General features: G+C 41.2%; 9 protein-coding genes and 1 pseudogene. 9 read left to right on the top strand and 1 reads right to left on the bottom strand.

Annotated elements, in window-relative coordinates; all coding sequences use genetic code 11:
• Together ACFILW_RS02440 and tolB are read left to right on the top strand one after the other, a co-directional pair.
• Window positions 1-855, top strand: a pseudogene (locus ACFILW_RS02440) (cell envelope biogenesis protein TolA); the annotation flags it as partial.
• 38 nt (window positions 856-893) lie between these two features.
• Window positions 894-2,219: a Tol-Pal system beta propeller repeat protein TolB gene (gene tolB / locus ACFILW_RS02435; protein ID WP_375685083.1), complete on the top strand. Its 1,326-nt coding sequence runs from the start codon at window positions 894-896 to the stop codon at window positions 2,217-2,219.
• A 1,075-nt stretch (window positions 2,220-3,294) separates the two neighbouring features.
• Here the strand turns inward: tolB and ACFILW_RS02430 are convergent.
• Entirely contained in the window at window positions 3,295-4,041 is a 747-nt protein-coding gene (locus ACFILW_RS02430) for a YebC/PmpR family DNA-binding transcriptional regulator (RefSeq protein ID WP_375622617.1), read from the bottom strand.
• A gap of 368 nt (window positions 4,042-4,409) precedes the next feature.
• Between ACFILW_RS02430 and ACFILW_RS02425 the strand changes: the two genes are divergently transcribed.
• From ACFILW_RS02425 to ACFILW_RS02395, 7 genes are all read left to right on the top strand, one after another.
• Entirely contained in the window at window positions 4,410-5,123 is a 714-nt protein-coding gene (locus tag ACFILW_RS02425; protein WP_375685081.1) for a DUF1013 domain-containing protein, read from the top strand.
• A gap of 203 nt (window positions 5,124-5,326) precedes the next feature.
• Entirely contained in the window at window positions 5,327-5,848 is a 522-nt protein-coding gene (gene pal / locus ACFILW_RS02420; RefSeq protein WP_375622621.1) for a peptidoglycan-associated lipoprotein Pal, read from the top strand.
• A gap of 52 nt (window positions 5,849-5,900) precedes the next feature.
• Window positions 5,901-7,634 (top strand): tol-pal system protein, encoded by a 1,734-nt coding sequence (locus ACFILW_RS02415; RefSeq protein WP_375685079.1) that lies wholly within the window; start codon window positions 5,901-5,903, stop codon window positions 7,632-7,634.
• Between the two features lie 18 nt (window positions 7,635-7,652).
• Entirely contained in the window at window positions 7,653-9,140 is a 1,488-nt protein-coding gene (gene tilS / locus ACFILW_RS02410) for a tRNA lysidine(34) synthetase TilS (protein WP_375685078.1), read from the top strand.
• Between the two features lie 115 nt (window positions 9,141-9,255).
• The gene (ftsH, locus tag ACFILW_RS02405; protein ID WP_375685076.1) at window positions 9,256-11,418 is read left to right on the top strand and encodes an ATP-dependent zinc metalloprotease FtsH; all 2,163 of its coding nucleotides are present in this window, start codon (window positions 9,256-9,258) and stop codon (window positions 11,416-11,418) included.
• Between the two features lie 549 nt (window positions 11,419-11,967).
• Entirely contained in the window at window positions 11,968-13,341 is a 1,374-nt protein-coding gene (gene glmM / locus ACFILW_RS02400; protein ID WP_375685074.1) for a phosphoglucosamine mutase, read from the top strand.
• Window positions 13,342-14,129: 788 nt separating this feature from the next.
• The gene (locus ACFILW_RS02395) at window positions 14,130-14,225 is read left to right on the top strand and encodes a hypothetical protein (protein ID WP_375622631.1); all 96 of its coding nucleotides are present in this window, start codon (window positions 14,130-14,132) and stop codon (window positions 14,223-14,225) included.
• The last annotated feature ends 178 nt before the right edge of the window (window positions 14,226-14,403 follow it).

Below are 14,403 nucleotides of genomic sequence, written 5' to 3'. Positions count from 1 at the left end.
ATGCCTTTGGAGGCACCAGAGGATGCGCCCAAGGTTGCACCTGAGATGCCTTTGGAGGCACCACCGGAGGGTGCGCCCAAGGCTGCACCTGAGATGCCTTTGGAGGCACTACCGGAGGATGCGCCCAAGGCTGCACCTGAGACGCCTTTGGAGGCACCGGAGGATGCCTCTAAGGTTGCGCTCAAGCCTGCGCACAAAAATGAAGAAATGATATCGCCAAAAGAATTGGCTCCAACGGTCCCAAAAGTATCAGCAGAGCAGATTGTTCATCAAGCGCCCAAAATTGTACTTCCAGAAAAATCTCTTCTTCCACAGTTTAAACCAAAGTTTGACGGAGAATTTCCAAAGAAGAATGAGGCTGCATTGAATCAAAAGACGCCAAAGCTTAACAAGAAAAACCAAGAGAAACAGACCATTGAAGATATTTTAGCTCTGGAGGAAAATAATTTGCTCAATCGTGCGCGGTCACAAGGAGGGGGAGCAAAACGTTCTCATACACCAGAAGCTTTGGGTGCAAGAAAAAATATTAATGATACCACAAAAATGGCACAAACATTGGTCAATATTGCGGGGGGATGTATTCAACAGAAGCTTAAACTTGTGGCGCTTGGCGGCGATTTAAAAAACCGTCCGGTTGTGCGGTTGCGATTTTACTTAGACCGTGAAGGGATGGTTGTGGGTGATCCTATCATTGATCCCGTAAGCGGCCTTGAGAGTCAACAAGCTATTATGATAAGGCAGGTATATGCTGCTGTCTTTTCATGCCAACCTTATGCAGATCTGCCACGTGATCAATATGATCTATGGGGGCAAGGTTTTGACTTTAATGTTGATCCCCTCCAAGAAATAAGATGATAAACGAGAAAAAAGCGCTTAACGAAAGGACACATTCTATGATGACTATAACGAGACATAAAGTTTTTGCTTGGTTTATTGTCACTTGTGGGTTGTGGCTTTCAAGTATTTCATCCGGTTATGCGCAATTGAAAGGAACTATTTCGAGCGCTGATTTTAATCCCATTCCCATTGCAATTACAGACTTTATTTCCAATGATTCGATTGGGTTGAAAATATCTGCTGTGGTGACAGCCGATCTTGAACGGTCGGGGCTTTTTTTACCACTTGATAAAGAAATTTTTTTTGAAAACATTTCTAATCCTAATAAACAACCGCATTTTGCTTCTTGGCAGAAAATAAAAGCGCAAGGTTTAGTTACTGGGCAGGTCATGAGAGAAGTCGATGGACGTTTGAGGGTCGACTTTCGTTTATGGGATGTTTTTGGACAAAGGCAATTGAAAGGACGGCGTTTTTATACTGCGACAGAACGTTGGCGGCGTGTGGCACATATGATCGCAGATGAGATCTATAGTGAGATGACAGGAGAAAGTGGTTATTTTGATACACGAATTGTTTTTATCGATGAAACAGGCCCCCAAAATGCACGCGTTAAACGCTTAGCAATGATGGATCAAGATGGCGCAAATTTGATTTATATGTCTGATGGAAGTGAATTGGTGCTTACACCGCGGTTTTCTCCAAAAAGACAAGAAATGACCTATATGGCTTATGAGGACAATCAAGTACCTCATGTTTATCTCCAACAAATTGAAATGGGGCAAAGAGAGTTGATTGGAACGTTTAATAACATGACAATTGCTCCACGTTTTTCTTCTGATGGACAAAAGGTTATCATGAGTTTGTTACAAAATGATGGGAGTGCCAATCTTTACACCATGGATTTACGAACCCGTACGATGACGCGACTTACAACAACTTCTGCTATTGATACTTCTGCTTCTTATTCACCGGATGGAAAACAAATCGTCTTTTCTTCAGATCGTAGTGGAAAGCCGCAAATCTATAAAATGAATGCGGATGGGAGTGATATTCAACGTATTTCTTTAAACGAGGGGAGTTATTCAACACCTATTTGGTCTCCACGGGGTGACTATATCGCCTTTACAAAACAATTAAACGGACAATTTTCTATCGGTGTTATGCGCCCTGATGGACAAGGAGAACGAATTTTAACCACAGGGTTTCACAATGAAGGACCAACTTGGGCCCCCAATGGTCGTGTGCTGATGTTCTTTCGCAAAAATCCCGGTATGGGACCAAAAATCTATACGATTGATATTACGGGTCGCAATGAACGTCAATTACCCACCCCCAATGATGCTTCAGATCCAGCATGGTCGCCTTTGCTCAATATACAATAAAACAAAATGCTTAAAAACAGAATATAGAAGGAATACAGTCTCAAGTTTACACAATCTCAATAGTTTTTAATTATTTAAAAGAAGGAATTGATTATAGTGGGCATGGGGAGTTATGTAGGTTTCATCTATCATCTACGGTTGTTGATCGATAATGGAATTTCCTTGGGGGAAAATGCTTAAAAAAATTCAAAACAATACCTTGAAAAAATAGAGCCGAAAATTCTGAGATCTCTAGATTTCAACTTTTTATTCAAAGTGTCGCTATATATATTTTTTTAAACTTCCTCTTCAATTTTGTTTGTGAAGAGTTTGGTCTTGTCAGGGGGCTGTTGCTCTCTGATGTGTTTTATTCAAGTACGCGGTTGTTTTAGGTCTGAATATTGATTGATTGGTAAGAGCAAAAGGACAGATTTTTAAGATAAATGACGTTATTTTAGAAATATACGATGCCATAAAGTTAATGCCATAAAGTCAAAAATTTATCCGCAACAGATTAGAGAGATGTACCGGCTTTTTGTACAATACTTTGCTAAACAATCAGCTCTGGCTTTCCATTTGCTTATTTTTATTCTGTGATGTTGTAAAAACACTGTCCTTTGAAGTGTGGTGATATAGGGCGTATAAATAGGACGTATAAACCTCCTTGATATATTCTAAGTGTTTTTAAGTGCGTGGCGAATATTTAGGGGAGTGCATGTTTGTTGAGCCTTAAGTTTCAAGTGAATTTTATGAGTGATTCGTCATAGGAATACGTTAGGAAAATCCGAATTGTTTACAGGCTAGATCATTTTCATCACTTGAGGGTGGGGAGGTTAATCTTAAAGAACAACAAGATCGAATAGAGAGGGGATATAGGGATAATTTTTTGGGCATGTAAGAAAGGCGTGAGACTACAGAGCTTTGTATGCTTTCTTTTTGGGATTATGTTTTCTGCGATTGATTGTGGTTTTTTGTTGCACCAATGGCTTACCCCGCTATTGACGCGGGGCTTTTATATGTGCGGATAAAGAAGAAGAATGACAAATGCTTTTGAAGCTCTCATGAATGAAGAGAGGGCTTGTGCAAATGATGGAAATTATACAGATAATTTTGCCAAAATCTCATCACTGACATCAAAATTGGCATAAACATTTTGCACATCATCATCTTCTTCTAATGTTGAAATCAGTCGTAAAACGGACAAAGCTTTTTCTTCATCTATTGGTGCAAGGGTGGTGGCTTTCCAAATTGTTTTAATCGATTCTGCTTCACCAAGTTTTGCTTCAAGCATTTTTGAAACTTCACCAATATCTTCAAATGCGCAGGTAATATGATGTCCGGTTTCTTCTGATTGCACATCTTCGGCACCGGCTTCAATTGCTGCATCCATGATGTTATCGGCTGTCCCTGCTTCTGGCTTATAGATTATTTCACCAATCCGATTAAACATGAAACTGACCGATCCTGTTTCCCCTAAGGCTCCTCCTGATTTTGTGAAGGCGGCGCGCACATTTGAAGCGGTGCGGTTGCGGTTATCGGTTAAAGCTTCAACAATGACGGCAACGCCACCTGGTCCATAGCCCTCATAGCGTACTTCATCATAATTTTCGACATCGGTGCCTGACGCTTTTTTAATCGCGCGTTCAATATTATCTTTCGGCATCGATTGTGCTTTGGCATTTTGAACAGCCAGCCTTAAACGTGGATTCATGGCTGGATCAGGAGCACCTTGTTTTGCTGCTACGGTAATTTCGCGCGCAAGCTTAGAAAATATTTTCGAGCGCATAGCATCTTGACGCCCTTTACGGTGCATAATATTTTTAAATTGTGAATGGCCTGCCATAGTTTTCCTTCCTGTTTGAGGGCTTTCTTTCCAGTTGGACACTCTTTAGAATTTAAGGCGATAAAGCTCGCATCCCACCAGAATAAATGTGCCACAGCATGAGGTGAAATAATCGAATAAACCCTTTATAAGAAAATTCATCTTAAAGGTAAAGACACCTTAGTTGAGGATCATTACAAGAGAGATCTCTTGTCGTTGAGCAAAAATAACGCTATAACAGAATGTAATTTCATAGCAAAATGGTTTATTCCATGCCGCGCTTTGTTTTAGGAGTGGTTGGAGAGACCTAAACATATAAAAAAGTTCCAGTGCTCTTGAGTGGGCGGTAACCTGCCTCATAGAAGAGGCGCAGAAGAGGATTTATAAAAATGGCAACGCAACTTTTGATGCCCAAAGCAACAGCTGTTTGGTTGGTTGATAATACAGCTCTTTCTTTTGATCAGATTGCAGAATTTTGTAAATTGCATGTCTTGGAAGTAAAAGCTATTGCCGATGGTGATGCGGCTTATGGTATTAAAGGTTTAGATCCGATTAGTTCTGGGCAATTGACGCGTAGTGAAATTGCACGGGTGGAGGCTGATCAAAATGCACGCTTGAAAATTTCTCAATCGAGGGTGCATATTCCTGAAAAAAAACGTAAAGGGGCGCGCTATATCCCTCTTTCTCGACGCCAAGATCGTCCCAATGGTATCCTATGGTTGGTTACGAACCATCCCGAGTTGAAAGATGCACAAATTGCACGGTTGATTGGGACAACAAAAGCGACAATTGAACAAATCCGCCTTAGAACCCATTGGAATAGTGCAAATTTGGTTCCTCTTGATCCTGTAGGGCTTGGTTTGTGTTCGCAAATCGATTTAGATTTTGAGCTCCAGCGTGCGGCGAAAAATCGCCCTGTTGCGGCAGAAGAAGATAGGTCGTTACTTCCCGCTTCTCTGACGGAAAACGCTGCTCTAGAGGAAAATGAGGGTGAAGAAAATCTGCATAAGACTTTTGACGCTGATAAAGTTTTTGCAAAGCTGAACGCGCTGCAAAAAAATCGTCAAGATCAAGATCAAGATCAAGATCAAGATGATGCATAAAAAACCATGACGCATAAGGGAAACATTTCTTATAGAAATGTTAGAGGAATGGCTGAAGAGAAGGAAAATTGGCAGAGACTTAAAAGTAAAAATGATGACCAAAAAAATAGAAAAAATTTCGTCTTCATTAGGAATTAACGGTTATTCTTAAAAATATTTTTAAGAATTGACCCTTCTTTACGAAATTCAAGGAGAAACGGACTATGCGCTCTACCAAAAAAACCATCTCTCATTCCTTAGCTATCCTCTTTCTTTTCTCACTATGCTTGGGTGGGTGTGGCAAAAAAAATGTCGGTGCACTTAACGGTATGAATGGCGCTTATATGAATGATGCTGGTTTGAATCAGATGTCACCAGGTTCAGGACAAGAATTTACGGTTAATGTGGGTGATCGCGTGTTTTTTGGTCTCGATTCTTCTTCACTTGATGCTGATGCTGAACGTATTTTAACGCGCCAAGCAGAATGGTTGCTTCATTATCCTTATTATTCTATTATGATCGAAGGTCATGCTGATGAGAGGGGAACACGTGAATATAACTTGGCACTTGGACAGCGCCGTGCTGTTGCTGTGCGAAACTATTTGGTGTCTCTTGGTGTGTCTGCACAACGGATTCAAACAATTTCTTACGGAAAAGAAAGACCTGTAGCGGTATGTGATGATATTTCCTGTTGGAATCAAAATCGACGTGCTGTGACAACGTTGAGTGACATGAATAGTCATTAAAAATAAGATTGTTTGTTTCAATTATTTAATAAGCTCTTAAGGGGAAAAAAGAATGTATCGTAAAATCAATTGGAAAACACTCTTTTATATGGGGGTTTTCATAGCTTGTTCTACTTCACTTGTTCAAAGTGCGGCACGAAAGGCTTCCGAATATCCTGCACATGATACGGATAAAGTTGATGCAGTTGATAAGGCAACTGATGATGTAAAGAAAGCACCTGAAGCCGCTGATAAAGCAGCATCTGATGCGGCGGAAAAAGCCACTGACGCTGTTGATAAGGCAACTGATGATGTAAAGAAAGCCCCTGAAGCAGCTGATAAAGCAGCATCTGATGTGTTGGAAAAAGCCACTGACGCTGTTGATAAGGCTGTTGATGCTGTGAAAGAAGCCCCTGAAGCCGCTGATAAAGCAGCATCTGATGCGGCGGAAAAAGCCACTGACGCAGTTGATAAGGCGTCTGATGCTGTGAAAGAAGCCCCTGAAGCAGCCGATAAAGCAGCATCTGATGCGGCGGAAAAAGCCACTGACGCAGTTGATAAGGCTGTTGATGCTGTGAAAGAAGCCCCTGAAGCAGCTGATAAAGCAGCATCTGATGTGTTGGAAAAAGCTACTGACGCTGTTGATAAGGCTGTCGATGCTGTGAAAGAAGCCCCTGAAGCAGCCGATAAAGCAGCATCTGATGTGTTGGAAAAAGCCACTGACGCTGTTGATAAGGCAACTGAAGCTGTAAAGAAAGCCCCTGAAGCAGCTGATAAAGCAGCATCTGATGTGTTGGAAAAAGCCACTGACGCTGTTAATAAGGCTATTGATGCTGTAAAGAAAGCACCTGAAGCAGCTGATAAAGCAGCATCTGATGTGTTGGAAAAAGCCACTGACGCTGTTGATAAGGCGTCTGATGCTGTAAAGAAAGCACCGGAAGCAGCTGATAAAGCAGCATCTGATGTGTTGGAAAAAGCCACTGACGCTGTTGATAAGGCTGTCGATGCTGTGAAGGAGGCACCTGATGCTACTGATGAGGCATCTGATGCGGCGGAAAAAGCTTCGGATGTTATGGAGCACCAAGGGATTATTTTAGAGAATCAACAGGCTTTATTTAAAGATTATGATTTAGATAAGCTTTTGCATGAGATACGAGCAGTGCTTGAACATAATAATTTGAAAAATGTTAACAAGCAGTTTCATCGGCTTTTTGATAAACAAGACTCTTCTGTTTATTCTTGTCCCTTTGAAAATGCCGCTGTGGATGAACAAGTTCAGACTGTAAAAGAAGAGATGGAGCAGGACCATAGTACAGGTGATCAGACAAAGGTTGCTGCTGTGGAAGCTAAGGTGGAGAGCCATGACCATGAAAACAGTCAACCTTTTAACAAAGCGCATGATGTAAGTGCTCCAATTGAAGCACAACAGAGTATAGATGGTACTCTTTCTTCTTCTAAAGCTTTGTATAAGGAAGGGTATGATTTTATTCGTTCTGCCAACTATGTTGAAGCTGAAAAAACCTTTTGCACTTTTCAAAACCGTTACAAAAAAGATCCTTTAAGTGATGATGCTTTGTTTTGGTTGGCAGAATCTTTATTGGGACAAAAGCGCTATCATGAAGCAGCACAAGTTTATCTTAGGGCATGGTATGCAGATGAAAAGAAGCTCTATACCTCCGAGATTTTGCTAAAATTAGCAAGAAGTATGGTCGCTCTTGAGCCAAATAAAGACGATTGTGCTCATTTTGTGAAAAAATCAAAACGTCAACAAACATTAGCATCTGTTTTTTGTAAACCTGCAAAATAAACAGCGAGGTCGTTTTCGGTGTGCGTTAGACTGGCAAGAAATCTCTTTAAAACATCGGATTTTATTCAATGTCAGAAGTTGATTCTTGCCGTCTCAGGGGGAAGTGATTCTTTGGCTTTGATGTTTTTGGTCAAAGAACATTTGGAGACTCTCGCATTTCCTCCGGAAATGATTGTTGTCACGGTTGATCATCAATTGCGTAAAGAATCGATGCGTGAAGCAGAAATTGTTGCGGAAATTTGTCGTGCCCATCACATTAAACATATCATTGTACGGTGGGAAGGCGAAAAGCCAAAGACGCATATTGCTTCCAGTGCTCGTGTTGCACGCTATGATCTCTTGGTTAAAGAAGCACAAAAACAAGGTGCATCACTTATTATGACGGGGCATACACTCAATGATCAGGTTGAAACCTATCAAATGCGGTATCAACGTCTCCAAAAGAATAGAGGTGCTTTGTATAGTGAAGCTGTTGCCATGCGTGATGAGCTTTATACCAGTGGTTTTGCTGGTGCGTTGTGCGCTGAAGCCGATGGTATGCGTGATGAGGTTTATGCTAGAGAAACGAGAAAAAATATTGCTCAAAAAAACTATAGTCCCCTTTATGAGCGCGGTTTATCCTGTATTCCGCGTGAGGCATTGTTGCATAGAAAAGTGCGTTTGATTCGTCCACTCCTTGGTGTAAAACGCCAAACATTACGGAATTATTTACGCTTACAAGGACAAACATGGATTGATGATCCAACCAATGAAGATCGCAATTTTGAACGTGTGCGCGTGCGTCAATCTCTTTCTCCGCAAAAATTGGCTTATATTGCTCAAAAAATAAATGAAGCCGCATTGCAGCGTCGTCAACAAGCCAAAAATATTGCTGATTTGATCTTAGCGCTGGATATTACAGTCCAACATGGGCGTTGTTTCATAGCAAAGCCTGCGCTATTTTTACAGAAACATTCCAGTTTTCCTTTCGTGGTGGGGCTCTTTGCGGTGCTGATGGGAGGGGGATTTTATTTGCTCCCCAATCAAAAATTAAGCATGCTTGTTCAAAAACTCTGTCTCCATTCTTCAGAAAAGCAGCGTTTTACTTATGCGGGCTCTGTTATTGAATATAACAAAAATGGAATTGCTTTGTGGCGCGAAGGGCGAAATATGAAAGAGGCTATCGTTGAGCCTGACAAAACTTTTATATGGGATGGGCGCTATCAGATTACAAATCATGGATCTGAGGCTATAAAGGTTGGAGCAGCAAATTTAGAACAGCTGAAATTTTTATTAAAAAATAGCGACTTTGAGCTTGAAAAGCCTCATTTTCCCTCTTTACAATCGCTGCTGATGATCTCAAACGATAAAGGGTATGATATTCCAGAGTTGATTTCTCAAGCGGTTGTTTATAAAAATGTTATCATCAAGCGGATTATGGCGCCTTTCGATTGGCTTTCCTCTCGCGAAGATGCTGCGCTGGTGAATGTTGTGGAACCTTTTTTTAATATTGAGGTGAAAAGATAAAGGGAAAATTACTCTAAAAGAAAATAAACAGCTTCTCATCTCTTGGCAAGGGGCTGACAAGGTTATATGTTAAGGGGAACTGTTTGAAATCTAGATTTGATTAAGTGGGCTGAATATGAATTCCAATTACCGCTCTCTCCTCATTTGGGGAGTTATTGCTTTGATTTTGATTGTGTCGTTTTCTTTCTTTAATGGAGATAGTCAACGTTCTGGTGGTGGAGAAGTCTCCTATTCTGAATTTTTGCAAAAAGTTGAGAATAATGAGTTGAAATCTGTGACCATTCAGGGTCAAAAATTAACAGGACAAACCATTGAACATAGAACTATTTCAACCTATGCTCCACGAGATCCAGGTTTGATACAAAAATTGGAAAGCAAAAACGTCAATGTTAAAGCTATTCCTGAAAGCTCTGGAAATAGTATTTTCCTCAATCTCCTCTTTTCCTTGTTGCCTGTTATTATTATCGTGGGGGCGTGGGTCTTTTTTATGCGGCAAATGCAAAATGGATCGCGTGGTGCAATGGGATTTGGGAAGTCAAAAGCAAGATTGCTTAATGAAGCGCAAGGACGTGTTACTTTTAAAGATGTTGCTGGTGTTGAAGAAGCAAAGCAAGATCTTCAAGAAATTGTTGAATTTTTACGCGAACCACAAAAATTTCAACGTTTAGGAGGGCGTATTCCACGTGGTGTTTTGCTTGTTGGTCCTCCAGGAACCGGTAAAACTTTGTTGGCACGCTCTGTGGCCGGTGAAGCCAATGTGCCATTCTTTACCATTTCAGGCTCTGATTTTGTGGAAATGTTTGTAGGTGTTGGGGCAAGCCGTGTGCGTGATATGTTCGAACAGGCTAAAAAGAATGCGCCTTGTATTATCTTTATTGATGAAATCGATGCTGTTGGACGCCATCGGGGTGCTGGACTAGGCGGTGGAAACGATGAACGTGAGCAAACCTTAAATCAGTTGCTTGTCGAAATGGATGGATTTGAGCCTAATGAAAGTATTATTCTTATTGCTGCAACAAACCGTCCCGATGTGCTTGATCCTGCTTTATTGAGACCAGGGCGTTTTGACCGGCAAGTTGTTGTGCCGAACCCTGATGTTTCTGGGCGTGAACAAATCTTGAAAGTGCATGTGCGCAATGTGCCTTTAGCCCCCAACGTTGATCTGAAAATTTTGGCAAGAGGAACACCAGGATTTTCTGGTGCAGATCTGATGAATCTGGTCAATGAAGCTGCTCTTATGGCTGCGAGCCGTAATAAAAGAGTCGTCACCATGCAAGAATTTGAAGATGCCAAAGATAAAGTGATGATGGGCGCTGAACGTCGTTCAACCGCTATGACACAAGAAGAAAAAGAGCTCACTGCTTATCACGAAGCAGGACATGCTATTGTGGCTCTTAATGTGCCAGTTGCTGATCCTGTTCACAAAGCAACAATCGTCCCAAGAGGAAGGGCGTTGGGAATGGTGATGCAATTGCCTGAAGGTGATCGCTATTCCATGAGTTATCGTTGGATGATTTCTCGTCTGGCCATTATGATGGGTGGACGCGTGGCTGAAGAATTGAAATTTGGAAAGGAAAATATCACATCTGGTGCTTCTTCTGATATTGAACAAGCAACCAAATTAGCGCGCGCAATGATTACACGATGGGGATTTTCTGATCTGCTTGGAAATGTTGCTTATGGGGATAACCAAGATGAAGTCTTTTTAGGTCATTCTGTTGCGCGAACACAAAATGTCTCTGAAGAAACAGCGCGCATGATTGATATGGAAGTGCGTAAGCTTATTGATGATGCCTATAAAAATGCGACAAATATTTTGAAAACAAAAAGAAAAGAATGGTTTGCTTTGGCACAAGGTTTGTTGGAATATGAGACTTTAACGGGAGCTGAAATTAACGAAGTCATTGCAGGAAAGCCTCCTTCACGCACACAGAAAGATGAGAATGCACCACCACGGGGGTCCTCTGTTCCAAAAACTGGAACGCTCAGAGCAGAGACAACAGTGATTGATGAACAAAATGCTGAAGCAGTCTCTAAAACAGTGCTTCATAAAGTAGAGACCGATAAAGGCGAGGCAGACAAAGCAGAGGCAGCTGTTGGGAAAAAAACAGCAAAATCCGGTAATGTTGAGCCTAAGGAGACTCAGTCTAAAGAAGTGCAATCGGATGAGACTGAGAAAAAAGCGCAAAGCACAAAAGCTACTACAAAATCAGTCAATCGCTCTAAAAGTAATGCTGAAAAGAAGTCCAATACTGCGGGAGATGATAAAGAAAAATAAGAACTGTTTAGTATCGCTTGAGTGACGATGTTTTAGGAAAACTGCTAAATTTTTTGAGAAAGGCGCAAGTTTTGTTTGCGCCTTTCTTGTAATATTTGCAAAAATATGGAAGCAAAAAATTAAACAAAACCGTTGTATGATGACGGCTTTAGCATGCTACAAGGCGAGGTGGATTGTTGCTTTTCTAATGTGGTAGGAGTTGTGAGGTTAGGCGATAGATTTCCTTGCCTGATGTGGTAGGGTATGAGGTTTGGTGCTGGGTTTCTTTACGGATTTAGCAAGTGTGTGAGATTATCCGTTGGTTGTGTTAAAGGGATGTGTAGAGCATTTTGAGGAGATAATATTGCTTTTATGTGTGAGGGTGTAAACATAATTGCTTGAGAGTGATTTAGATGTGTAGATGGTGAATAGGGGGCTTGATTGTCTAAATGCATGAAGGTTTAATCAATGATCTGATTTTATACGGAGAGCGGGGGGACTATTGTACCAAGGGGGCTGTTAGGGAGTTAAAAAAGCCAAGGGAAAAAGTAGATATTAAAGGAAAGATGCATGGTGCAAAAATATTTTGGTACAGATGGAATTCGGGGGAGGGCCAATTCATTTCCAATGACACCCGATTTTGCCATGAAAGTAGGGATGGCGGTAGGGGTTTTATTCCGCTCACAACATCAATCACGTCGTGTGGTGATTGGAAAGGATACACGATTATCGGGCTATATGTTGGAAAACGCTTTGGTTTCAGGATTGACTGCTGCGGGGATGGAAGCTTTTTTATTGGGTCCAGTGCCAACCCCTGCTGTTGCAATGCTTTGCCGCTCTTTGCGAGCGGATCTTGGGGTGATGATTTCTGCTTCTCATAACCCCTTCTATGATAATGGAATTAAACTTTTTGGTCCTGATGGTTTTAAGCTTTCAGATGATATGGAAGCGAAAATTGAACAATTAATCGATACAGATCTTTCAAAATCTTTAGCAAGTTCTGCCGAAATTGGTTATGCAAAACGGGTTGAGGGGGATATTTATCGTTATATTGAATATGCCAAACGAACTTTGCCGCGTGATGTTCGCTTGGATGCTTTGCGTATTGTTGTGGATTGTGCCAATGGGGCGGCTTATAAAGCGGCTCCCCGTGCTTTATGGGAATTGGGGGCTGAGGTTTTTGCTATTCATGATGAACCCAATGGGACCAATATTAATCAAAAATGTGGGTCAACCGATTTAAGCTCTTTAAAACGAAAAGTGCATGAAGTGCGTGCTGATGTGGGGATTGCGCTTGATGGAGATGGAGATCGGGTTCTCATTGTTGATGAAAAAGCACAAACAGTTGATGGAGATCAATTAATTGCTGTGATTGCTGAAAATTGGCATAAAATGGGACGGTTACGGTGCAATGGTGTTGTCACAACAATTATGTCAAATCTTGGGCTGGAGCGTTTCTTGAACGGCAAAGGGTTGCACCTTGTAAGGACAAAAGTTGGAGATCGTTATGTTGTCGATGCCATGCGCCAAAAGGGATATAATGTTGGTGGTGAGGCTTCTGGCCATATCGTGCTTAGTGATTTTGGTACAACGGGTGATGGCTTGGTGGCTGCCTTGCAGATTTTAGCCTGTATGAAGGAAAGCCAAAGCCCTATGAGCCAATTGTGTAAACGGTTTGAGCCTGTACCGCAAATTTTAAAAAATGTAACGGTTAAAAATAAAAATGTTTTGAAAAAAAATTCCGTCAAAACGGCTATTGATCAAGCAGAGAAGCGATTGGGAAAAGAGGCACGCCTCGTCATTCGTGCTTCTGGGACTGAGCCGGTTATCCGTCTTATGGCTGAAGGCGATGCACGAGAAGTGTTGGATGCTGTCGTGACAGAGTTGAAGGATGTTATTATGCATCATGATGTACGCGCGGGGGATGCGCTTGAGGAATCTTGAATGCTGTAAGGGGCAAGCAATCAGCTAATCTTTTGAGAAATAAAAGATGTTTGCTGCGGGAATTATTTGTTGCAATAAAGGGAATGTTTCTAGAATTTGGTAGATCTCAAGCGGGTGACCTTTTGAAATAAAGGGGAGGGTTCCTATGGTGGTTGAGGGGAAAAAGAGAAGGCTAAAGCTTGGGGATTGGTGTGTTCTAGAGAAGGGGAGATCTTGAGAGAGAGGTGAAAATTCTTGAGTTGTACAGGAGAAAGAGCTGGTGAGAGCAGGCAGTCGAAATGGTTATTCAAGAAAAACAGCCGTTGGTAAAGGGGGGGTGTGATGGCCGAAGTTTATCCTTTATACCTTTCATATAAGGAAGGATTAAGAATTACGTAAAAAAGGGTTCGGCGATTTATATTGGTGAAAGCGATGTCGTTTCGTGGTTTTGTCTTTAATGTTGTTTTGGGATGCACTTCATAAATATGGATTTTTGATTTATCAAAAGCATCTCCTAAAGAACAGTCTCATGATAAAGATTGCGTAAAAGAGTTTCAAACGGCGGTGAAGTTTTTGCAACAGAGACATGTACAAGAGCAAATCATGTGTATGAGCGTACAAGGTTAAAAGATGTGACGCGGGTAAGACAAGGAATAAAATCTTATTTTCATAACTCGATTAAGCCATATGACAAAAGAGAGCTAATCAAAAGAGGTTTAATATGGGTGTGACAAAAGATGTTGTGCGAGCTCGCATAGATAGACATTAAAAAAGAAGCCCATGAAATATTAGCAAGTTTAGGACTTCCGGTGTCTGATTTCATCCGGATTGCTTTAACTAAAGTTGTTTATGAAAGAGAATTGCTATTTGATATGTATATTCCTTATGCGGAAACAAACTGTTGAGAAAAGTGACAAGGGTTAAGAAAAGTGACAAGGGTTAAGAGATATAGCTGAAGATAAGTAAGATTTGTTTTGTCATTTGGATATTTGATATTTCTGATCATTTACTTCAAATGAGCTTTTAATTTACATCGTTATCGTTATCGTTATCGTTATCGTTATCGTTATCGTTATCGTTATC

The sequence above is a fragment of the Bartonella sp. TT110JLCBS genome (genome assembly GCF_042193405.1).
GTDB lineage: Bacteria > Pseudomonadota > Alphaproteobacteria > Rhizobiales > Rhizobiaceae > Bartonella.
Note: the sequence above shows the minus strand (reverse complement) of the source record. Positions and strands in the feature narration are given on the sequence as shown.